This window comes from Bacillus sp. FSL M8-0350 (genome assembly GCF_038593345.1).
Taxonomy (GTDB): Bacteria; Bacillota; Bacilli; order Bacillales; family Bacillaceae; genus Bacillus; species Bacillus safensis.
Map to the genome: position 1 here is coordinate 1,000,945 of NZ_CP151985.1, position 22,121 is coordinate 1,023,065.

Here is a 22,121-nt window from a genome sequence, read left to right on the forward strand (position 1 = left end):
CTGCATGCTTCATTTGCTTGGGAACTTGACAACAACTATAATACGTATAGATCAAAACAATAAACCTCGGGTGTTGTTTGAAAGGTAGATGACGACTTTGAATATATTCACAACGTTTATCTTTATGATTGTTATCGGCGCAGTCATAGGAGCAGCGACAAACCATCTTGCAATTAAAATGCTTTTTCGGCCTTATAAGCCATATTACTTATTCGGAAAACAGCTTCCATTTACACCAGGGCTTATCCCTAAAAGAAGAGACGAAGTAGCCAAGCAGGTTGGTGTCATGGTTATGGAGCATTTGCTCACGCCAGAAGGTATTCAAAAGCGATTTGAATCATCGGAGGCAAAGCAGGAGATCCTGCGTACAGTCCATCAATATATTGACAAAGGCGCAAATATGCAGATCACCGTATTCTCCCTGCTAGAAAAATTCGGCGTTTCACAGGCTGATGTCAAAGCAGATAGATGGCTCCATCAGTGGTCTGACCAGAAGCTCGCTTCATTGCTTGAAACATATAACGAGCAAACTTTATCTGAATTGCTCCCGGTAGAAGTGGAAACCAAAATATCATCAAAAATTCCAGATGCAGCAGATTATATTTTAAAGAGAGGCATTCATTATTTTGAAAGTGATGAAGGCAAAGCCAGGCTTGGCAATATGATTGATGATTTCTTAAAAGAACGGGGAATGCTTGGCAGTATGGTCCAAATGTTTCTAGGGAATTCAAGCTTAATTGACCGTGTGCATCCAGAAATTATCAAGTTCTTAAGAAATGCAGAAACAAAAAGATTTTTATCAGATTTACTTGTTCAAGAATGGGACAAGGTGAAGCTATTTTCTCTTCATGAGCTTGATGAAAAATGGAATGTGAAGGAACTTATTTTTAGTGTGAAAAATCAATTGCTTTCTCATTTCTCTACAAAGCTGATATTAGACAAACCAGTTGGAACATATGTCAGTGCTGTAGCGGATGACCTTAAAACACATTTTGCGCCAGTGTTGATTGATAAGGGGATCGAAGCGGCTTCAAATGCTTTAGAGAGTCTGCTTGCAAAGCTGCAATTTGAAGATATCATTCGTGAACAAATTGAACTTTTCCCGCTTGAAAAAATGGAAGAGCTTGTAGTCAGCATCTCTAATAAGGAGCTGAAGATGATAACATTTCTAGGCGGTCTTTTAGGCGGGATGATTGGTGCTATCCAGGCTGTTTTTGTGGCGCTATTCTAAGACAAGCTATAGAAATTTTAATGAATTCATTGTATATATGTGAAACGAAAGCCATAGTTTGTTATAGTGGAGTGGTGTCCGCCGATCATATCGGTGATAACGGATAGAAAGGAGACATAACATGTCTGTAAATCTTTATGATGTTGCATATGACCTTGAAAAAGCATTGCGTCATAGCGAAGAATATTCAACTTTAAGAAATCTTTATGATGAGGTAAACGCGGATGAGTCCTCTAAAAGAATGTTTGAGAACTTCCGTGACATTCAAGTAAACCTTCAACAAAAACAAATGACTGGTCAAGAGATCACACAAGAAGAAGTGGAGCAAGCTCAAAAAACAGTTGCGCTTGTTCAGCAGCACGATAAAATCTCTCAGTTGATGGAAGCAGAACAACGTGTGAGTGTTCTTATCGGTGAATTAAATAAAATTATCATGAAGCCACTTGAAGAGCTTTATGGGAATCCAGAAGAAAACTAATGGAAAGGGCGATGTCATTCGCCCTTTTTTGTTTTATCTTTTCTCCTCAATATCTTTTAAAAAAAGGTTGTCGAAGCACATAAATTCTGCGATAATACTTATATTGAAAGTGCTTTCAAAAGGCGCTCTCAAGGGACAATTGGGTGCGTTTCACTTGGGATTTATGGCGGTGAGCCAAACGAGAGAGAAGCGCTTCTGGGAGAAACGCAAAGCATCATAAGGGGATCTGATATAAGCAATGCTTTGGTGTGTAAATGATAAGGGGATCATGGGGAGCTTCATCACTCCATTGTAACGCATCCAAACCATACATAAAAAAAAGCCTAGGGGTAGGCTTTTTTTATTTATCCATCTATTCATAACCTGGGGCTCTTTCAACTGCATGTTCTAAAGCACCAAGCTAGGGCATATCCTCATCGTAAGTACAGTCATCAAGAAGGGGGATGCCTCAGTGTCAAAAAAACTACTTGCACTCAATATAGATGGGACGTTACTTCGTTCCAATGGTAAAATCCATTCTGCTACAAAAGAAGCTGTGGAATATGTAAAGAAAAAAGGGGTTTACGTGACGATTGTCACCAACCGGCATTTTCGTTCCGCTCAAAAAATTGCCAAGGCGTTGAAGATTCCAACATCAACCCTTGTGACGCATAGTGGTGCATTTATCGCCGATAAACTCGATGAGCCGCTTCATGTGAAAAAATTAACGGAAGAAAAGACATTTAATCTTGTGCAAATCCTTGAAAGCTTCGATTGTAATGTCCGCTTGCTGCATGAAAAATTCTCGATCGGCAACCGGAAAAAAACGCAGTCTCAGCTGATGGGAAAGACGCTCATTCATCCGTCTGATCCAATTTTCTATCCCGTCCAATTTGTTGAATCGTTAAGTGATATGCTGATGGATGAACCAGTCAGTACTCCAGTGATTGAAGTATATTCGACTGCGGAGCTTCAGCCTGAGATTCACAGGACCATTCAACAAGCATTCCCATCTGTTGACCTTATTAGGATCAGTGATGAGAAAATGAATATTGTATGCAAAGGGGTTTCGAAGGAAGCGGGACTTTCTCTTTTAACCTCTGCACTCGGCTTTACTTTAGAAGATACGGTCGTCATTGGTCATGGAACAGATGACATTCCAATGCTTGAATTGGCTGGTTTAGGTGTTGCTATGGGAAATGCCCCCAATGATGTCAAGCGTAAAGCCGATTGGGTGACGCGCTCGCATGATGAACAGGGTGTGGCTTATATGATCAAGGAATACTTTAGAATGCAGCAAAGAGAAGGATTTTTGCATCAATTCGATATTAAGAGATAATACAGTGAAGGCCCTGTCAATCAAGAAATGACAGGGCCTTCGTCTGTTCCCTTCATTGCTTTTCCTACATGAATTTTGTAAAATGAAACAAGTTTGAAGATAAAGGTGATATGATGCGAATTTTAATTAAAGGGCTGTCAGATGAACGATTTCATCGCCCGCTTGTCAATATAGCCAATTTATTTGAAGAAGATAGTGAAGTGATGTTTGATCCAAGTGAATTGGATGATGGTTTGGTCATGGTATTTAACTGGAAGGAAGAAAATGGCATGGTGGAAGCATCTGGTCATATCGATGGATCAGACATCACCAGTCGTTTTTCGCGGGATGTCCCAGAGAGCTTGAACGATAAGGAGCGCTGGAAACAAATCAAAAACACAGTGCTGTCTGTTTATTTACACTTGCTTCAGGAGCACACAGGAATGACACAAAAGTGGGGCATTCTCACAGGAATACGTCCTACGAAATTGCTTCATAAGATGCTGAGAGAAGGCATGTCAAAGGAAGATGCACATGCGGCATTAAAGCGTGATTACTTGATTCATGATGAAAAAATCAATTTGATGCAGGAGATTGTCGATCGTCAGCTTCAAGCCATTCCAGATCTGTATGACCTTCAGCAGGAAGTGAGTATTTATATTGGTATTCCTTTCTGCCCCACAAAATGTGCTTATTGCACGTTCCCTGCTTACGCCATTAAAGGACAAGCTGGCAGAGTGGGAACGTTTTTGTTTGGTCTGCATTATGAAATGCAAAAAATGGGCGCATGGCTAAAAGAACACGGGATCAAAGTGACGACCGTTTACTTTGGCGGAGGCACGCCAACGAGCATTACAGCGGAAGAAATGGATTTGCTGTATGAAGAAATGTACCGCTCGTTCCCAGATGTGAAGCATATACGGGAAGTGACTGTCGAAGCAGGGCGTCCTGATACGATTTCGCCTGATAAGCTAGAGGTGCTAAACCGCTACAACATTGACCGGATTAGCATTAACCCGCAATCGTATGAGAATGAAACACTAAAGGCTATTGGCCGGCATCATAGTGTCGAAGAAACGATTGAAAAGTATCACTTATCAAGACAGTACGGCATGAACAATATCAATATGGACTTAATCATTGGATTGCCGGGAGAAGGGCTCAAAGAATTTCAGCACTCCTTGCAGCAGACTGAAGAGCTCAAGCCTGAATCTTTAACCGTGCATACACTCTCCTTTAAAAGAGCATCTGAAATGACGCGCAATAAGGAGAAATATCAAGTAGCCGACCGAGAAGAAATCACACGTATGATGGATGAAGCGGTCACTTGGACGAAAGCACATCGTTATCACCCATATTATTTATATAGACAAAAAAATATTTTGGGGAATCTTGAAAATGTCGGGTATTCATTAGATGGACAGGAAAGTTTGTATAATATTATTATCATGGAAGAAGTACAGACAATCATTGGCATTGGATGCGGTGCAGCAAGTAAATTCATTGATCCACGATCAGGAAAAATTACGCAGTATGCCAATCCAAAAGATCCAAAATCGTATAATGACCGCTATGAACACTATACAGAAGAGAAAATTCAATTCCTTGAATCATTATTTGTTTCTCACGTTTAAACACTGCGATGACGCAGTGTTTTTTTCATTTGTAAAAGGGTATATAAGTGATAAAAAGTTAAAGCAGGTGTACATATGATAGATGTGATCGGAATTGGGATTGGGCCCGCAAATTTAGGGTTGGCCGCTTTGTTAGAGGAGTATGAGGATGTCTCATGCTGTTTTTTTGAACAAGAGTCTGAGTTTGCTTGGCATCCTGGTATGCTGATCAAAGGAACGGATTTGCAAGTTTCCTTTTTAGCAGACCTTGTCACAATGGCGAATCCAAGGAGCAGGTATACATTTTTAAATTATTTACATGAAGCAAATAGACTTCACCGGTTCTATACATTTGAACAGTTTGATATCCCGCGGAGAGAATTCAATGAGTATTTATCATGGGTGGCAGGAGAATTAGACAGCTGTCAGTTCGGGATGAAGGTAGAAGAAGTGACGGACTGCCAAGAAGGCTACCTTGTGAAAGTCAGACGGCTGAACGATGGATCGCTTTCTGAATATCGTGCAAAGCATGTCGTGTTAGGCACAGGAAGCAAACCAATGATTCCAGTCGATGTGCCTGAAGCATCTTACCCATATGTGACCCATAGCAGCCGTTATTTAGATCAGCAGAAAGCACTTCATGAAGCTGAGTCGGTGGCGGTAATCGGCTCAGGGCAGAGTGCAGCTGAAATTTTCTTAGACCTGCTTCAGCATCAAAAGAAAGGACAGCAGCTTTCATGGTTTACGCGTTCTAGTGAATTTAGAGAGCTGGAGACGGCAGAACTTGGCCAAGAGCTTTTTACACCAAAGTATGTCGAGTATTTTCATTCGCTTCCTTATGAAGAACGTATGAACACATTGCCCAGGCTGACAGGATTAAGAAATGGCATCGATGCATCAACGCTTTCGCGCATTTATCAGGAGTTGTATCATCGCTCCGTTTCAGGTGAAGAGCCATCTGTGCTCATTCAGCCAATGACCGAGCTTGAAGCGATTCAAAGAGGAGAGCATCAGCCTTTGGAGCTGCATCTCAAGCAGTGGCAGCTGAAGAAAGAAAAAAGCATAACTGTAGATCACGCTGTATTGGCTACAGGATACACACCGAATATTCCTGAATGGTTTAGCGCATATGAACCTTTGATTGAATGGGAAAGTGAAGAGCATTTTAAAGTGACAGACGACTTCAGGCTTGTGTTCAAAGACAAGCGTTCAAATCATTTCTTTACATTCACGAATCTTGATCATTCTCATGGAACAGCGGCAACCAATTTGAAACTATCGATTTACCGCAACCAGAAAGTCATTCGAACCATTCGCGGGGTCGAGGAAGCGCCAGTCAAGCAAGAAACTGCATTTCAGCAATTTGAATAAAACATAGAAAAGGGCCCAAGCATAGGGCCCTTTTTCATTAGATCGTCGTTTCTTTTTTTACTTTTGGTTTTTCAAGTTTCCATTTGAAGATTTTGTTTAGGATTTGATAGATTTTCTTAGATTCTTTCGTTACGAGCGGTCCTAAGATCGCAAGGATTAAGACATACAATGCAGCAAAGGGCTTCAAAGTAGCGGCAAGTCCGCCGGCGATGCCAAGCTCGGCAACAATGATTGAAAACTCTCCTCTCGATACGATGGTTAATCCAATATTAGAAGAGGCTTTATGAGAAAATCCAGCTCTCCGTCCAGCGAACATTCCGGCAGTGAAGTTCCCAATTAAGGTAAGAATCACAGCGCCGATTGCAAGCCAGAAGGCATCACCTAATGTAAATGGATCGATACTGAGACCAAAGCTGAAAAAGAACATCGCTCCAAAGAAATCTCTAAACGGAACCACGAGATGCTCGATGCGGTCTGAGTGCTCTGTTTCTGAGAAAACAAGACCAAGTAAGAGAGCCCCAATAGCCTCTGCTACATGAATTGTTTCTGAAAAACCAGCGACAAAGAACAAAGCGGCAAAAATCACAATGATGAACACTTCGTTCGAACGGATATCAAACAACTTATTTAATAGTTTTGGCAGCTTCCGCGCAATGATAAAGAAAAGCATCATATAACCAAAAGCGATTAAAATCGATAATAAGGCACCGCCAACAGTAGTGGCATCTCCAAGGACAAGACCTGATACGACAGATAAATATACGGCAAGGAAAATATCCTCAAACATAATAATCCCTAGAATTAACTCTGTTTCAGGATTTGCCGTCCGTTTCAAATCGACAAGGACCTTGGCCACAATGGCGCTGGATGAAATGGTGATCACACCTGCCATAATGAGAATCTCAAGGAATCCAAACCCTGTGATAAAACCGTAGAGCAGTCCTAAGCTGAAGTTGATCAAAATATAAATAGATCCGCCGACTGCAATAGATTTACCCGATTTAATGAGTTTTCCGACAGAGAACTCAAGTCCAAGATAGAAAAGAAGGAACAGGACGCCCATTCTGCCAAAAAACGAAATGATCTCCGTGCTTTCGATAAATTTCAAATCAATGATCCCGATAGTTGGAGCATGCGGCCCAACAATCATTCCGAGGACAATGAGAAAAGGGATGATAGAAAATTTAATTTTATTGGCGATTAAGCTGGCGATGGCGATAAGAATTAGCGCCGTCCCAACTTCAAAGACTAAATGATCCATTCATCACTCTCCCCCTCTAGAAAGAAAATCACGTACCAATCGTTTCAAGTGTTTTCTTTCGCCCGAAATGACCATCGTATCATTTGCTTGAATAATCGAATCGGCACCAGGGTTGAGTAATTTTTCATTTGTATGTTTAATGATCGCAATCACGGTGACTTCATAATTTTGTCTCACATCTAAATCACCGAGTGTATGTCCAACCGCTTTTGCACCTTTTTCCACTTTAAACCATTCAATGATTAAGTCGTTGAAGGCCATTTCAATGGTTTCTAGTGCTTGCGGTTTATACACCATACCGCCGATAATAGCAGCGATTTGCCGGGATTCAGCATCATCGAGTGAAATGGTAGACAGCACTTCATCTGGATCATCATCGTCAAAACGATAAATTTCCCGTCTGCCATCATCATGAATCACAATCGTCATTTTTTCTCTATTTCTCGTTTCAATTTCAAATTTCTTTCCGATCCCAGGAAGATCATTTTCTTTAATGTTCATTTTATCCCTCCGAATTTGATATTCTGTGTTTTTCATATAGTAAATGCGGATGAAATAAAATGAATCAGTAGAGGTAATTAGATTGATACATAACGGGGATCGCACACTTCATTTCCAAAAAACATAGATCAATGGACAATGCAGCTGATGGGGCAGGCTTTGGCAGAAAAGTCTTGGCATCCATCATTGATAATCTGTCCTTCAACAGAATGGATGAGGCATGTTTTTTTGAAAATGATGGTGTCTTCACAGCATTGATTTCTTCATCATAAATGGATGGAGAAATCAGGCTAGGTATACTCGCTTCTGCCTGTGAAGCAAAAACGACATTTGAAAAAGGAGAAAACATGACGATGAAGCTAACCAATATCATGATGGAACATCTGATCAATCATCCTCCTCCTTTCAAATTTATTTTCTTTCTTTTTTTACTATATAAAAATATATTTCTTGTTTCAATCATTATGCTTATTTTAGTATCAATTGATCTTGAAATTTTTTATTTAGAGAAAAAGGTTTTACATGATGAAAATGGAAGTAAGTGATGAGCTTTTAAAAGAAGAGGGGGATGGATGATGACATATATCAATTGTCAGTTAGACGGGGATGTTTTTGAAATCGTTTTCAATAGGCCTGAAGCTTATAATTCTTTTCATGTGGACATGTTTGCTGAATTCAAAGAAGCATGTGATGCAGCGGAGGAAAGCAGTGCAAAAGTCGTTGTCATCAAGGGAGCGGGAAAAGGATTCTCAGCAGGCGGAGATATTGGGATGATGCTCAAGCAGGAAAGTGAAGAAGATTTCCATCGTGTGATGGATTTGATCGAGGGAATTACACTTTCTCTAGCTAGCTTGAAAAAAGTGACGATTGCGCTTGTTCACGGGTCAGCAGCAGGCCTCGCTTTTAGCTTTGCTCTAAGCTGTGACTACTTGTTTATGCATCAGGATGCAAAACTCGCCATGAATTTTAATGGAGTAGGATTAATTCCAGATGGCGGGGGGCATTTTTTCCTCACAAAAAGAGTGAGTGAGCAAACCGCTAAACAATTGATTTGGAGCGGACAAAAGCTGCCGGCTGAAGAAGCGTTAAAGCTGCGCCTTGCAGATGGGGTGTTTCAGGATGAGGTCGATACGTACCAAAAAGTGTGTGTGAAGCCATTTATGAACATGCCGCTTCAAGCCTTTATCGAAACAAAGATGATCTATTTCCACCAGTCAGAATCAAAGCTCTTAGCAGTTCTTCAAAAAGAGAGAGCAGCACAGGCAAGACTGAGAAAAAGTCATGATCACAAGGAAGGTATACAGGCCTTTTTAGAAAAAAGACGTCCTGTCTTTCAAAAAGCATAAATGAACATGAGGCCGGCGAAAGCCGGCTTTTTTAACGTTCAAATAAAAGCAGTTTTCCTGCTTGATCAACGAGTCGATGAGAATGCTTTGTGTATTGCTGTTCCATTAAGCGATGACGTCCTAATTCCTTTGCTTTCTCGTCACTATCCGCTGTGATTTTTTCATTTAATAAAGTCTCACCCGACCGGTCAAATACGGTTAAAAAGTATGTCTTCTCCATTCCTCATCTTCCTTTCCTCTGTTTTTAATGTAATTAAACATGGAATAAGACAAAACCTCTTTTTTAGCCCTTAAAAATGTGTTTTTTAGAATGAGAGTGATAGAACGTGCATTCGTAAAAATGGCATGATAAAATATGGACAATGACAGTATCGGACAAGGAGATAGACGTTTGACTAAGCTCACCTTTATTCATGCCGCAGATTTACATTTAGACAGTCCATTTGCAGGAATGTCGACTATACCTAGTTCCATATTTAAGCGGCTCAAAGAAAGTACATTTCAAAGCGCTAAGAACATCTTTGATCTCGCCATTGTGCGGGCAGTAGACTTTGTGCTGCTGAGCGGAGATTTATTTGATGAATCCAATCGCAGCTTAAAAGCACAGCTGTTTTTAAGAAATCAGTTTGTAAGACTGCAAACGCACGGGATTGAAGTCTTTATTATTTATGGGAATCATGATCATTTAGGCGGTGAATGGACACCGATTGAGTGGCCCGAGAATGTACATGTCTTTTCGAGCAGTACACCAAGTGAGCACTCCTATTATCGAGGGGATCAGCTTGTCGCGAGTATTTATGGGTTTAGCTACAAAGAGCGGGCTGTCTATGAAAATATGACATCTCATTATGTCAAAACAACAGATGCTGCCTATCACATTGCGATGCTTCACGGCACATTAGCCGGACAAGAAGGACATGATGCATATGCCCCATTTCAGCTGCAGCAGCTCATAGCGCGGGATTTTGATTATTGGGCGCTTGGACATATACATAAAAGAGCCCTTCTGCATGAAGACCCATATATAATTTACCCTGGTAACGTGCAGGGCAGACATATAAAAGAAACGGGAGAAAAAGGCTGTTACTTGATTCACCTCTCCGAAGATTCACGGGCAGCGGATTTTATCAGCTGTGCAGATATCATCTTTGAGAAACTGGCAATAGACATCACAGAAACAACTCATATGACGGATCTTGTCACACTTGTGGAAGGCAAAATCAATGAGCTGAAAGAGGAAGGTATTCCTCATTTTGTGAGAATTGAATTGACAGGTGATGCGCCTTCTTACTTTGAGCACACGCAGCTTGAGGTCCTCGAAGAGCTGATGACTGTTTTTCATGAGCAGGAGGAAGATGAAGATGTGTTTGTTTGGGTGATGTCAATTGATTGCCGAACAAACGAGGATGTCATTTATCCAGAAGATTCCTTTTTGAAGGAACTAACGGCAGAAATTGCACAGTTTGAGTCATATGAAGAACTGCTTTCACCGATCAAGCGTCACCCAACCTACAGGAAGTCAGGAAAAGCGCTCACAAAAGAGGATGAAGTGGATATAAAAGAAGAGGCACAAAGGCTGTTGACGGAACAGCTGAAGCAATTATGAGAAAAGGAGAGGTATGATGAAAATACGTTCACTCCATATAGCGAATTTTGGGAAATTTTCAAATCGAACCTTTCACTTTTCTGATGACGGTTTTCAGCTAGTTTACGGCCTGAATGAATCGGGGAAAACGACATTGAAGGCATTTATTGAGTCGATGTTATTTGGTTTTTCAAAAAACAAGATATACAAGCCGAAACAAGGATCTTTCTATGGCGGCTCCCTCACTTGCTTAGATGAGGAGTTAGGTGTCATTCACATTGAGAGATCGTCCGATCGAGGCGGTCAAGCACAGGTGTTTTTACCGAATGGTGAAGTGAAAGATGAAGCATTTCTACGAACTCTTTTAAAGAGAACAGATCGCAGATTATTCCAATCAATCTATTCATTTGATGTGTTTGGACTGCAAAATGTCCAAGCCTTAAACGAAGATCAAATCGGTGAATTTCTCCTTTTCTCAAGTTTATTTGGCTCAGATGCTGCCTCCAAGATGGATAGCAGGCTGCTTAAGCAGCAGGAGCAGCTGTTTAAACCAAATGGACGCAAGCCGGAATTAAACCAGCAGCTTGATCGTTTAAAAGAGCTGACTGGCCAGCTGAAACAAGCTAGATTGGCAGAAGGCCGTTATACAGAAAAAAAACGGGAGCATTCTGAATTAATAGAGAGTATCGCAGCGCTTCAAAAGGAAATGAAGCAGACAGAAGAACAGATTCAGCAATTAAATGAACACATTCGACTTTATCCCATGATAGAGAAGAAGATGGAGTTAAAAAAAGAATTAGCCCGTTATCCAGAACGAGTCAAACGCTTTAGAGCAGAAACAGAGCATGAATTGGATAAATTAGAATCACACCTTCATCCGAAAAAGGCTCAAATGACTGCACTAAAGCAAAAATTAGACCATTTGCAAACCTCGCTGGCACAAGTTCAACCGCTTCATGACAAGGATACATTACTGGAGATGACACGTGTCATTGATGAATCATCTCATGCTGAACGTATCAAAAACCGCTTAGCAGAATGTAAAGCAGAACGTGATTCATTGAAACAAAAAATGGACGAAGCCGCAGCGAAGCTGAAGTGGCAGCGTTCAGTCAAGCTTGATCAGATTGACGACTCCCTTGAATTTGAGTGGGAATTAAAGGAGGCTGTCAGCCACTACGTTCGTTTAATGGACAGAAAGGCACAGCTGGATGACCGGTTTGATCATGCAAGACATGAGCTGGAAGAAGCGGAAACCGCTTTAAAAGGATTAAAGGAACAGCAGGCCAGATCGGACAGTTCAGTGGAAGCTGGGGAAACAAGAGCAAAAGAGAAACAGGTTCATTCCCGGGCGTGGTTATTCCCTGTGATGGTGATATTTGATGCTGCATTTCTGCTTGTCCTTTTCTTTTTAACAGAGTGGTGGGTTACTTTCTTATTTGCAGGGTTTTCTGTTTTTGTCTTCTTTGCTATTTACCCATTTTTGAAATCGACACAGGTGAAACAGGGAAGCGGCGGGGGAACATTCGATTCCTTCCAAGTACAGGCAGCTTCAGCTGAAACGCTTGTGAGGCAGAAGGAGCTTTTGTACGAAAGGATCATCCGGCAATACGAAGACTGGGAGCAGGAGCTGGAACCTGTCCAGCAGCAAGTAGAGGAAAAGAAAAAACAGCTGGGCTTGTCCTCAGAGCTTTCTTTCCTAGTAGAAGCCTTCCTTATCCTGAAGCAGTTAAAAACGAATACAGCGGGATATGAGGAGCTTAGCCGGGAAATAGACGAGCTTGCCGGCCAGCAGTCCAATTATGAGCAAAGGGTGGAAGCGTTAAGCAGTCTTCTGCAGCGAAAGGAAGGCACCATTCAAGAGAGCATCTCGGCCTTTCAAGAGATATTGAAAGATGAGGCGAAAAGAGAAAAAGAACGTCAGACATTGGATGTATCGATTCAACATGTGAAACAGCAGATCACGACACTGGAAGGGGAAATTGACTATTACGAAAAACAAATGGACGTGCTTTTTCGTCAAGTAGAGGCAGAGTCCAAAAAAGATTACCAAATTCTTTCCCATCTGTCGAAAGAATATCGGGAACGGCTTTCCCATTTGCAGCAGCTGAATCAAGAGCTGCATAGAAGCGGCTGCTTTGATGAGGAAGAATCGATTGTTCGTAAAGGATTGCGTCTTCTTGAAGAAGAGTGTGCGGAAGCAAAGCAGCACCTGAATAACATACAATCGAATGCGGCGAATATGGAAAAACGTCTGGCAGAACGAGCAGTGGAAATCCGGCAAATAGAAGCTTCAGGTACGGTGTCTGAGTTGACTCATCAGCTTTCAGCTGAGCAGGAGCATGCAAAGCACCTTGCGAAAAAATGGGCGGCGATTCAGCTTGTCCGCTCCGTCATTCGAGAAAAATTGAATGAACATAAAGAAAAAAGGCTGCCAGAACTGCTGCAAACAGCTTCCCGCTTTATTCAGCCGTTAACGAATGATCGATATGAAGCCATTTTATTTTCACCAGAGGATGACCGGCTGATCGTGAAAAGGATGGACGGACGAATATTCCGCCCAGACGAGCTCTCGCAAGCAACATGTGAACAAGTCTATCTGGCCATTCGTTTTGCACTCGCCTTGTCTCATCAGCAGGAATGTCAGCTTCCGTTTATGATGGATGACAGCTTCGTTCATTTTGATCATGTTCGTCTAGGAAGAGTGCTGGAGTTGATGAATGAACTCACGCGTTTTGAAACACAGCTGTTTTATTTTACCTGTCATCAGCATATGGCGCAGGCTGCAAAAGATGGACAGATTACGAGTTTAGCAGTTGAATGATTGACAAATAATGACTTATGTTATACTTATATGAGCAGAAACATGGAAGGAGCTTTTATTGAATGGCTAAAGGGATCATGACCTATGATGTCGGCGAACAAGTTGACCTGCATTTATTAATTAAATCATCTACTAAAGGAATTGCAAGTAATGGCAAACCATTTTTAACGCTCATTCTTCAAGATCAAAGTGGAGATATTGAGGCGAAACTATGGGATGCAAAGCAGAATGATGAAATCACCTATGGACCGCAAACCATCGTGAAGGTAGTAGGCGACATTCATCATTATCGCGGGAGGAATCAGCTGAAGCTTAGGAATATACGCCCTGTTGCTGAAAACGAGCAAATTCGAATTGATGACTTTCTCGAAACAGCTCCTATTCCAAAACACGATATGATGGATACGATTATGCAATATATCTTTGATATGAAAAACCCTAATATTCAGCGTGTTACAAGGCATTTGCTGAAGAAATATGGACAGGAATTTGCTGATTATCCAGCAGCGACAAAAAATCATCACGAATTTGTCTCTGGACTCGCCTACCACGTCGTGTCTATGCTGCATTTAGCAAAATCCATTGTTGACCTATATCCATCACTAGATCGAGATCTTTTATATTCAGGCATCATTCTTCATGATTTAGGGAAAGTCAAAGAGCTTTCGGGTCCAGTCTCCACGACATATACTGTGGAAGGGAATTTAATTGGCCACATTTCCATTATGGTGACAGAGATTGCGAAAGCTGCGGAAGAGCTTAGCATTGATTCAGAGGAAATTCTTATTTTACAGCACTTAGTCCTGAGTCATCATGGAAAAGGAGAATGGGGCAGCCCGAAACCACCAATGGTAAAAGAAGCTGAAATTCTCCACTATATTGATAATTTAGATGCGAAAATGAACATGATGGATCGTGCGCTTGAGCATGTGAAACCAGGAGAATATACAGAACGTATTTTTGCACTTGAGAATCGTTCGTTTTATAAACCAACCTTCCATCACGAATAATCATGTCAAAACGTCCGTTTATGCGGGCGTTTTTTTTCATAACTTGTCTTCTTTTCGCATAAGCATGTAACACAAAGGAAGAGAGGAATGTCCTTAAGAAAAGGAGGCGATGAAAAAATGTTGTTTTTTCCGTGGTGGGTGTATGCATGTATCATCGGCATTATTTTCTGTGCGTATAAATTAATGACAACAGCCAAAGAGGAGCAAGAGATTGATCAATCCTTTATTGAAAAGGAAGGAGAAATTTTTATCGAGCGAATGGAACAGGAAAGAGAGCGCAGACGTCAGGATCAGCAGGTGAAAAGATCGCAGGATACTGCGGCACATGAAGATCATTCGATTGCTTAATCTCGTCATACAAAAACCCCTCTGCACGATGACGGCAGAGGGGTTTTTTGTGATTACTGGCCTTGTTGAGGCTGCTGATTTTGTGCAGGCTGTTCAGATTTTTCTTTGAACGTTTTTTGAAGCTCTTTATCTTTTACTTTCACATCAGCATCTTTTACTAATTTGTTTAAGATGTTTTGGATTTCATTTGTGTCTGCTTGTTTTTGGTCAAGCAGTTCTTTTTTCAAGTCCGCTTTCATGTCATCATATTTACCGCGTTCTTCAGTCTTTTTAATGATATGGTAGCCGAATTGGGATTTTACTGGCTTGCTGATTTCATTTACTTTTAGTTTGAAAGCAGCTTTGCTGAAGTTCTCGTCCATTTGGCCTTCTTTTGCGAACCAGCCTACATCGCCGCCTTGTGCTGCTGAAGCAGTATCAGTTGAATATTCAGAGACAAGGGCATCCCATTTTTCACCTTTATCTAATTTCTTTTCCACTTCGTCAGCTGTTTTCTTATCAGCTACTAAAATGTGACTTGCGCGGATTTTTCCTTTAAGGTCATCGTAATACGATTTTACTTCTTTATCAGTGATTTTGATGTTAGCTTTGGCAGCCTTTTGAGTCAGCAGCTCATATTTCACTTGATCTTTGATGTAATCTTTACCGAATTCATCTTGAAGCTGTTTTAAACGATCTTCACCAAGTGTCTTTTTATATTCTTCCAATTTCTTATCAATTTCTTTATCAGATACTTTGTATTTGTCAGCAAGAACCTTTTGTTGAACAAGTAGGTTTAAAGCATCTCCACCTGCTTGTTTCTTAAGAGTAGTATAAAGTTCTCCTTTTGTGACATCTCCTGATTTTGTTGTGGCGATCACATCTTTATCACCGCTACTGCATGCGCCAAGAGTTAAAACACTTACTGCTGTTACAGCTGCTAAAGCCATTTTTTTCATTCAAAAAACACTCCTAATCTTTCCAATTTATTTATCATTGCTTGTATCATAACATATTGTGACACGCTGTAAAAAGAAATGCAAATGGAAGGGCATTCGTCTAGTCAAAAAATTGCGCGCGACATACACATATAGTGATCACAAAAAGGAGGCTGAATTATATGGGAGCAGGATATTCTAATGGGTTTGCTTTATTGGTCGTGCTATTCATTTTGCTGATCATCGTTGGTGCAGCATATCTTTACTAATTAAATCGCTGTGACAGAAGGGAGCCGTCCTGCCGTGCGTGAGGGCGGTTCTTTTTTCAAACGATGACAGGTGCCTAAACGTTTTTTATTTTTCTGCATACACTGAGCTTAGAACAGAGGAAGAACTGGCAGGAGGTGTTTTCACATGGGAGGAGAAGTCTTTGCTGGCGGTTTTGCACTAGTCGTCGTATTATTTATTTTATTGATCATCATCGGTGCATCTTGGATTTGCTAATGAAAATATACACAAAAAGCTGCCCTCAAACTGGCAGCTTTTGCTTTGATCTTAAATGGAAATGGTAATTTCAACAAATGATGAGATAAGTAAGATCAGTATCGATACATTGATAAAGCGAAACACCTTATCTTGCCGTTCTTCAGGAATCTCTCTGACAAGGCATAATGTATTAGTAAGCCTGTTTATTGAATACACAATAAACGCGGCAAAGACGATGAAGTAAAATAAAACTATCGGAGATCCCCCCTCTCTATGCTATTCCCATACTACATTACCAAATTTTTTATGAAAAAGATAGAAGTTGGCTTTAAAAACCTCATGATGAGGAAGTTTGGTCAACTAAAATATCAAACTCGTCTTGAGCTTGATCGATGATGCAGGATTTAGGTGCTTTGAGCAGCTTCCATGCAAATAAAAAGTCAGGCAAACAATAGCCTGCATGTATACTTGCGATGATGATAAAATAGTGTGCGTACATAGGAAACGCCACGCCTAACAAAAAGTAAACCGGAGAGATGACACAAAACGGGCTGAGAAGTGAAAAAAGCATCACTTTCTTAGGCACGCGCTGCCAGCAATTTCGTTTCATCAATAGCGTCATTTTTTTCTTATTTTTCATCACTGGGATCAAGTGAACCACACGGTGGACAAGCAATGTCACAAGTAAGAGTACGGCAAAAAGTGGTGCGTTATGGCTGCTTAGCCGCGTTTCAGGATGAGTCAGTTGAAAACATAAAAATGCCATAATGAAAAAAAGGATAGCAAGACTTATGGCTGAAATCATCATTCTCGTATAACCATAATCCTTTTCAAGATTAATGGTCTTCCAACAATTCATTTTTCATCCTTCCAATCTAAAAATCGAATTGAATATCTCAAGATAATTTACTCTTCCTGAGGATAAAAATCAATGGTTTTGATGAAAAAAAATAAAATGGTGCCTTCATATGGAATAAAGAGAGGAAACTTTGGATTTTTCAAGAAAAAAGAACAGAAGGGGGAGGTTCGTCTCTTTCGTCAATGAGTAATTTCGGCTAAAATAGAAGGACTAAGAGAAAGAGGGAACGTACATGAGTATTGAGGAACGAATGAGCCAGCTTGAATATTACATGGAACTTTTATTGACGGCAGCCGATATGACCCGTTATCCATATTATGCGTTATTGATCAGGCAGCGTGTATCGAAAGAAGAGGCAGAGGAAATTGAGCGTATTTGTGCTGAGCTTTCAGAGGAAATGGATAAGCAAAAAGCACAAGGCTACGTCATGTTTGACGATCTCCTTGCGCTCTTTGCGGGACAGTTAATTGAAAAGCTGGATGTTCATGAGACGATATTTGCTTTGCATGATCAGGGGCTGTTTCAGCCGCTAATGAATGAATTTATAAAGATCATTAAACAATTTGATTTGTTTTAGCCGCTTTTTCTGCTGCCTCAGCTGAGTTTTCAAGTTCCTCAGTCTTTTTTGTGACTTTTCCTCGCTCATTCAAAAAGTCCTTCTCAATGTTTGAAAACGATTTCTCAAAAATCTCCATGAAATCCTCACCATAAATGTTTCGGATAATACACATCATTTCTAAAATCTCAGGGAACTTTCCGTAAATGTCATGAAGCGGCTGTGCGCCTTTGACAATACCAGTTCGTGCCGGGTCATAATCTTCGAGTAGTTTATGGAATGTCTCTTCGCCTTTTGGCGTTAGCTCAATATACGTATTGCGCTTATCGTTTAACTTTTTAGAAAATTTTAAAAATCCTCGTTCCTCCAGTTTCTTGGAGAAGTTAAACGCCGTTGATACATGCATGACGCCAAACTTTGCAATTTCTGATATTGAAGCTCCTTTTAATTGATACGCAATCCACAAAATATGATGTTCATTGATATTTAGGTTATACGGTTTGATCCACTGCTGCCAGTCCTTTTCAATGGATTTCCAAAGAGCTTTGCTCAATTGGGCCATTCTTTGACTGAATAAAAGTGCTTCTTTTACATCGAAAGGCTGTTCCGAATGATTCATCCATTTCACCTACTTCTCTTTTTCTTGTAATTCTATTATGCCAATAAAATAAAGATTAATAAAGCTGAAAATTCAAGAATTTTTAAAAGTCATGAAAAACATTGACAAAATAACCTTTTTTCAACAAAAAAAGTGCGGGATACGCACCCCGCACACTTTTGTAAACGAATATTTTTTTGTGAGTATATTAGTTTTGTAAGGTTTTCTCCAGTTGTTTGAGCTTTTCCTCAATCTCTTGAATTTCCTTTTGTAAGTCCTGCTGATGAGGTTTGATTTCTTCGCGCCATTGCTGAATCGATGTTTGCAATTCAGACCCGACTTCTTTAATCACCTCTGCGCTTTCTTTTGCTGTTTCCACAATTTGCTCTTTTAAAGCTTGTCCATCTCTTTTTAATTTTGTCAGCGTATCTTCGAATTTGTCATAGCCGTCTTTCACTTTTCCGCGCACATCTCTGCCAGAAGAGGGAGTCGTCAGGAGCACTGCCGCACCTCCAAGGAGACCGCCTACAAATAATCCTGTTAATAAAGAACGTCCACTAGCCATTCAAATCACCTCTAGTCAAATTTTACACATTCGCATGTTCTCTCTGAGCTGACGATCAGCTTCATTGAACTTCCATACATAGCTTGCTTTATTTTAGCATACTTTTGAAGAAAAGGGAGGGGAGAAGGTTGTCTGTCTTTCTGTTTGTTTTTATGTGTATCGGCATCGTTTTTACAGTTGGTTCTATTCATTATGCAAGACAGCTTGGGTATGCAGGGTCTTATCCGCCAAAACATGTCTTAAAGCAAAAAGCACTTGTGTGTGCGGCTGGTGCAGGGATTTCACTCCTCATTTTGCTGCTGACCCTTTTTCTTTTATAAAAGCATGAAAAAAACCTCTTCATCTATCATGAAGAGGTTCCAGCGTGTAGACAAACCCTCGCATTCTTTGTCAGTCCTGCGTGCTGGTGCTCACGAATATCAAATTCGCTCCGCGCCAGTACTCGTCCTTCCTAGACTTCAAAGGTTTTCTATCACGCTGAAAAGAAGACAAAGGGCTAAAATCAAGATCATTTTAGCCTTTATCAACAATCTGAAACCTCTTCATCTATCATGAAGAGGTTCGGTTATTCGTTAAGCAACTTCTATCATTCTTGCACGTCTCAAAATGGACTGAGCAATTGGGAAGACAAATACCATAGCAATGGTATTAATCACGGCTGCTGGCAGGACCACGCCCACAAGAAGTGCCGGTAATGCAGCTGGCAGTCCAGTGATCAGTAAAGCGGCAGATAGGAAAATCACGCCGGATACGATGGTTCCAATCGCAGTTAACACAGCGGTCAGCACCACTTTGTTCTTTATCTTTAAGCAAGATAAGAAAAGGGCTAGGAAGATAAAGGCTGTCACTGGTTTATCAATCATATTCGGAATTTGTCCGCCTGGGAATCCCGTTGTTAATGCAGAAATCACGCCAGTCACTAGCGCAATCACGACAACATGCTGAACCTTTGGGAAAAGGATGATGCTTAAAAACATCATGACCAGCATCATATCAGGTTTCATTCCGAAAAAGATGGGCGGGAAAATCGTATGCAAAACAGCTCCCATTGCTGCAAGCAATGACATAATCACTAATTCTTTTGTTTTCATTTCTATGCTCTCCTCTGCTAAGCTCTTATAGGACTCTCCAATAATATGGCTCATCATTCATTGCAAGAGTCATGACTTTATATTTCTCGTTATTATAACAAATTTATTTCCCTATAGAAAAGCCTTTTTACTCATTTTCTTGCTGGAACTTTTTCATAAAGTCCGCAAGCTTTTGGCAGTCTTCTATTGAGACCGCATTGTAAATAGATGCTCTGCATCCGCCGACAGAACGGTGGCCGGCAAGTCCAACCATTTGCTCTTGCTTTGCTTTTTCCACAAAGGAAGAAGTAAGTGCATCATCACGAAGAGTAAAGGTGACGTTCATATGAGAACGGCTGTCAGCACGCGCATGTCCTTGATAAAAACCGCCGCTTTGATCAATGGTATCATAGAGAATGCCTGCTTTTTGTTCATTGCGTTTTTCCGCTGCTTCTACACCGCCAGCATGTTTGACATGCTCAAGGACAAGTGACAGCATATAAATCGCAAAAGTCGGTGGTGTATGATAAAGAGAATTGGCTTTTGCGTGTGTTGAATATTTTAATATTTTTGGCGTGCTGCTTTTCTCTTTCTCTAATAAACGTTTGCGCGCAATCACAATCGTGATACCTGAAGGCCCTAGGTTTTTTTGTGCCCCGGCATAGATGAGATCAAATGAAGAAACGTCTATTTTTTTGCTGAGAATATCACTGGACATATCCGCAATGAGCGGGAGTGACGTGTTTGGGAACGTTTTCCACTGAGTGCCGAAGATCGTATTGTTCGATGTGATATGTAAGTAAGCGCCATCTGTTAAACCGGATGCATCTACTTCTGGAATATACGAGTAGTTGTCATCTTCACTTGAAGCAAGCACAGATGTCTGCCCAAACCCTTTTGCTTCTGACAATGCTTTTTCTGACCAAGCGCCTGTTTGAATGAAATGAGCTGTTTCGCCTTCATGTAAGAAGTTCATTGGAATCATCGCAAATTGAAGACTAGCTCCGCCTTGTAAAAAGAGGACTTCATAATCTTCTGGAATGTCCATCAGTTCCACTAAAAGCGCTTTTGCTTTATTGTGGACTGCTTCATATTCACCGCTGCGATGAGAAAGCTCCATCACAGACATCCCAGTTTGTTTAAAATCAACAAGTTCTTCCTGTGCTTTTTGAAGCACTTCTAGCGGCAATGCCGCCGGACCAGCATTAAAATTCGTCGTTCGCTTCATCACAATCTCTCCCTATTTCTCGCGTTAATGGATCAAAAGATAAAACCATCCTATCACAAATTTGAAGCATTTGGACAAAAAAATTGAATCGTTCAAAATATCTTACTATTAAAAGGCGGAAGCGGTGAAAAGGGGTGAAAATAAGAAAAACCTCATCTGTTAAGATGAGGTAAGCCGCGTGTGGATGGCAGAAGAAATGTCTTTTAAATCCTCTGACGTGTATTGATCTTGATGTGATTTCCATACGGCACCAAAGCCATCACCTTTTCCGTAGCGCGGAATGATGTGCATATGGTAATGGAATACCGATTGTCCGGCTTTTTCACCGTTGTTGTTCAGGAGGTTTAACCCGATTGGTTCAAATTCCTGTTTGATCGCCCTTGCAATTTTCGGAATCGCTTGGAAGTAGTGGTTAGACACTTCTGGTGTCATCTCATAGATGTTTTCTTTATGTATTTTCGGGATTACAAGGGTATGTCCTTTTGTTACTTGGCTGATATCAAGAAAAGCCAATACATGCTCGTCTTCATATACTTTTGCACATGGAATGTCTCCATCAATGATCTTGCAAAAAATGCAGTCGCTCACGCCATGTCACTCCTCATTATTTTTCCTTTATCGTATCACAAAAAGAAGCAAAAAAGAAAACAGGACAAGCGAACTCCTTTGGTCGCTCATCCTGCTCCTGCAGAAGAAATGCTGATGCTTTCATTCGAATGCCTTTTGAATTCTTTATTTACTGAAATAAAGAATTCATATGCCTGCTATTTCTGCCGTAAACACCTCATTTGACGTTTTGGTTTGTCGTATACATATTGTATAGGACACAAAAATCAAGAATCAGTGAAGCAAAACAGAAGCTAAGGTTTTTAGATGAAAAACCAACTTGTCATGCGGTTCTTTGCCTTTAACAAACACCTCATTTACTTATTGGTCATCAAGTTCATTTCTTCTACATACATTATGATGACCAAAGC

26 protein-coding genes are annotated in these 22,121 nt (G+C 40.7%); 14 read left to right on the forward strand and 12 right to left on the reverse strand.

Features of this window, described 5'->3' with window-relative positions:
* The first annotated feature begins 97 nt into the window (after positions 1 to 97).
* From NSS80_RS05050 to NSS80_RS05070, 5 genes are all read left to right on the forward strand, one after another.
* Entirely contained in the window at positions 98 to 1,231 is a 1,134-nt protein-coding gene (locus tag NSS80_RS05050; protein ID WP_065214184.1) for a DUF445 family protein, read from the forward strand.
* Positions 1,232 to 1,352: 121 nt separating this feature from the next.
* Entirely contained in the window at positions 1,353 to 1,709 is a 357-nt protein-coding gene (locus NSS80_RS05055; protein ID WP_024425750.1) for a YlbF family regulator, read from the forward strand.
* A 451-nt stretch (positions 1,710 to 2,160) separates the two neighbouring features.
* Positions 2,161 to 3,027: a Cof-type HAD-IIB family hydrolase gene (locus tag NSS80_RS05060; RefSeq protein WP_039177545.1), complete on the forward strand. Its 867-nt coding sequence runs from the start codon at positions 2,161 to 2,163 to the stop codon at positions 3,025 to 3,027.
* A gap of 113 nt (positions 3,028 to 3,140) precedes the next feature.
* The gene (locus tag NSS80_RS05065) at positions 3,141 to 4,640 is read left to right on the forward strand and encodes a coproporphyrinogen III oxidase (RefSeq protein ID WP_252050499.1); all 1,500 of its coding nucleotides are present in this window, start codon (positions 3,141 to 3,143) and stop codon (positions 4,638 to 4,640) included.
* A gap of 75 nt (positions 4,641 to 4,715) precedes the next feature.
* Positions 4,716 to 5,990 (forward strand): SidA/IucD/PvdA family monooxygenase, encoded by a 1,275-nt coding sequence (locus tag NSS80_RS05070; RefSeq protein WP_342498440.1) that lies wholly within the window; start codon positions 4,716 to 4,718, stop codon positions 5,988 to 5,990.
* A gap of 37 nt (positions 5,991 to 6,027) precedes the next feature.
* Here the strand turns inward: NSS80_RS05070 and NSS80_RS05075 are convergent, their stop codons facing one another.
* The 3 genes from NSS80_RS05075 to NSS80_RS05085 all read right to left on the reverse strand — a co-directional run bounded on the left by NSS80_RS05075 (position 6,028) and on the right by NSS80_RS05085 (position 8,143).
* Complete coding sequence (locus NSS80_RS05075) at positions 6,028 to 7,251, reverse strand: cation:proton antiporter (RefSeq protein ID WP_041116997.1); 1,224 nt, start codon at positions 7,249 to 7,251, stop codon at positions 6,028 to 6,030.
* 3 nt (positions 7,252 to 7,254) lie between these two features.
* Positions 7,255 to 7,752 carry a cation:proton antiporter regulatory subunit gene (locus NSS80_RS05080; protein ID WP_024425442.1) on the reverse strand — a complete coding sequence of 166 codons (498 nt, stop codon included), beginning with the start codon at positions 7,750 to 7,752 and terminating at the stop codon, positions 7,255 to 7,257.
* A 64-nt stretch (positions 7,753 to 7,816) separates the two neighbouring features.
* Positions 7,817 to 8,143: a potassium:proton antiporter gene (locus NSS80_RS05085; protein WP_231506868.1), complete on the reverse strand. Its 327-nt coding sequence runs from the start codon at positions 8,141 to 8,143 to the stop codon at positions 7,817 to 7,819.
* 181 nt (positions 8,144 to 8,324) lie between these two features.
* On the opposite strand from NSS80_RS05085, the gene NSS80_RS05090 reads away from it, so the two are divergent.
* Positions 8,325 to 9,098 (forward strand): enoyl-CoA hydratase, encoded by a 774-nt coding sequence (locus NSS80_RS05090; protein WP_052470345.1) that lies wholly within the window; start codon positions 8,325 to 8,327, stop codon positions 9,096 to 9,098.
* 31 nt (positions 9,099 to 9,129) lie between these two features.
* Here NSS80_RS05090 and NSS80_RS05095 read toward each other — a convergent pair whose 3' ends face one another.
* Positions 9,130 to 9,318 (reverse strand): YhzD family protein, encoded by a 189-nt coding sequence (locus tag NSS80_RS05095; protein WP_041117003.1) that lies wholly within the window; start codon positions 9,316 to 9,318, stop codon positions 9,130 to 9,132.
* 171 nt (positions 9,319 to 9,489) lie between these two features.
* Between NSS80_RS05095 and NSS80_RS05100 the strand changes: the two genes are divergently transcribed.
* The 4 genes from NSS80_RS05100 (at position 9,490) to NSS80_RS05115 (ending at position 14,865) form a co-directional block, all read left to right on the forward strand.
* On the forward strand, positions 9,490 to 10,704 hold the full coding sequence (locus NSS80_RS05100) for a DNA repair exonuclease (RefSeq protein ID WP_081124169.1): 1,215 nt from the start codon (positions 9,490 to 9,492) through the stop codon (positions 10,702 to 10,704).
* Positions 10,705 to 10,720: 16 nt separating this feature from the next.
* Positions 10,721 to 13,507: an AAA family ATPase gene (locus NSS80_RS05105; RefSeq protein ID WP_041117007.1), complete on the forward strand. Its 2,787-nt coding sequence runs from the start codon at positions 10,721 to 10,723 to the stop codon at positions 13,505 to 13,507.
* Positions 13,508 to 13,569: 62 nt separating this feature from the next.
* Positions 13,570 to 14,517, forward strand: a complete 948-nt coding sequence (gene yhaM, locus NSS80_RS05110) for a 3'-5' exoribonuclease YhaM (protein ID WP_024425447.1) — start codon at positions 13,570 to 13,572, stop codon at positions 14,515 to 14,517.
* Positions 14,518 to 14,634: 117 nt separating this feature from the next.
* Positions 14,635 to 14,865: a sporulation YhaL family protein gene (locus tag NSS80_RS05115; protein ID WP_041089925.1), complete on the forward strand. Its 231-nt coding sequence runs from the start codon at positions 14,635 to 14,637 to the stop codon at positions 14,863 to 14,865.
* A 53-nt stretch (positions 14,866 to 14,918) separates the two neighbouring features.
* On the opposite strand, the gene NSS80_RS05120 is transcribed toward NSS80_RS05115, so the two are convergent.
* The gene (locus NSS80_RS05120; RefSeq protein WP_041117009.1) at positions 14,919 to 15,803 is read right to left on the reverse strand and encodes a peptidylprolyl isomerase; all 885 of its coding nucleotides are present in this window, start codon (positions 15,801 to 15,803) and stop codon (positions 14,919 to 14,921) included.
* A gap of 161 nt (positions 15,804 to 15,964) precedes the next feature.
* Between NSS80_RS05120 and NSS80_RS05125 the strand changes: the two genes are divergently transcribed.
* A complete protein-coding gene (locus tag NSS80_RS05125) occupies positions 15,965 to 16,051 on the forward strand; it encodes a YjcZ family sporulation protein (protein ID WP_008361129.1) in 87 nt (28 codons plus the stop codon).
* Positions 16,052 to 16,196: 145 nt separating this feature from the next.
* Positions 16,197 to 16,286: a YjcZ family sporulation protein gene (locus tag NSS80_RS05130; RefSeq protein WP_017360317.1), complete on the forward strand. Its 90-nt coding sequence runs from the start codon at positions 16,197 to 16,199 to the stop codon at positions 16,284 to 16,286.
* 51 nt (positions 16,287 to 16,337) lie between these two features.
* On the opposite strand, the gene NSS80_RS05135 is transcribed toward NSS80_RS05130, so the two are convergent.
* Together NSS80_RS05135 and NSS80_RS05140 are read right to left on the reverse strand one after the other, a co-directional pair.
* A complete protein-coding gene (locus NSS80_RS05135; RefSeq protein WP_072368131.1) occupies positions 16,338 to 16,523 on the reverse strand; it encodes a hypothetical protein in 186 nt (61 codons plus the stop codon).
* 82 nt (positions 16,524 to 16,605) lie between these two features.
* On the reverse strand, positions 16,606 to 17,127 hold the full coding sequence (locus NSS80_RS05140) for a DUF3267 domain-containing protein (RefSeq protein WP_034282208.1): 522 nt from the start codon (positions 17,125 to 17,127) through the stop codon (positions 16,606 to 16,608).
* A gap of 232 nt (positions 17,128 to 17,359) precedes the next feature.
* Between NSS80_RS05140 and NSS80_RS05145 the strand changes: the two genes are divergently transcribed.
* Entirely contained in the window at positions 17,360 to 17,704 is a 345-nt protein-coding gene (locus tag NSS80_RS05145; RefSeq protein ID WP_041117011.1) for a YhaI family protein, read from the forward strand.
* On the opposite strand, the gene NSS80_RS05150 is transcribed toward NSS80_RS05145, so the two are convergent.
* Together NSS80_RS05150 and NSS80_RS05155 are read right to left on the reverse strand one after the other, a co-directional pair.
* Positions 17,682 to 18,302 carry an HTH-type transcriptional regulator Hpr gene (locus NSS80_RS05150; protein WP_034282207.1) on the reverse strand — a complete coding sequence of 207 codons (621 nt, stop codon included), beginning with the start codon at positions 18,300 to 18,302 and terminating at the stop codon, positions 17,682 to 17,684. The two genes, NSS80_RS05145 and NSS80_RS05150, sit on opposite strands and share 23 nt — an antisense overlap.
* A gap of 187 nt (positions 18,303 to 18,489) precedes the next feature.
* A complete protein-coding gene (locus NSS80_RS05155; protein ID WP_024425453.1) occupies positions 18,490 to 18,846 on the reverse strand; it encodes a YtxH domain-containing protein in 357 nt (118 codons plus the stop codon).
* Between the two features lie 128 nt (positions 18,847 to 18,974).
* On the opposite strand from NSS80_RS05155, the gene NSS80_RS05160 reads away from it, so the two are divergent.
* A complete protein-coding gene (locus NSS80_RS05160) occupies positions 18,975 to 19,166 on the forward strand; it encodes a hypothetical protein (protein WP_041117013.1) in 192 nt (63 codons plus the stop codon).
* A gap of 252 nt (positions 19,167 to 19,418) precedes the next feature.
* Here the strand turns inward: NSS80_RS05160 and NSS80_RS05165 are convergent, their stop codons facing one another.
* The 3 genes from NSS80_RS05165 to NSS80_RS05175 form a co-directional block, all read right to left on the reverse strand.
* Entirely contained in the window at positions 19,419 to 19,937 is a 519-nt protein-coding gene (locus NSS80_RS05165) for a tryptophan transporter (RefSeq protein ID WP_024425455.1), read from the reverse strand.
* A gap of 127 nt (positions 19,938 to 20,064) precedes the next feature.
* Positions 20,065 to 21,144, reverse strand: a complete 1,080-nt coding sequence (serC, locus tag NSS80_RS05170) for a 3-phosphoserine/phosphohydroxythreonine transaminase (protein WP_034282206.1) — start codon at positions 21,142 to 21,144, stop codon at positions 20,065 to 20,067.
* 159 nt (positions 21,145 to 21,303) lie between these two features.
* The gene (locus tag NSS80_RS05175; RefSeq protein ID WP_024425457.1) at positions 21,304 to 21,732 is read right to left on the reverse strand and encodes an HIT family protein; all 429 of its coding nucleotides are present in this window, start codon (positions 21,730 to 21,732) and stop codon (positions 21,304 to 21,306) included.
* Positions 21,733 to 22,121 lie beyond the last annotated feature (389 nt).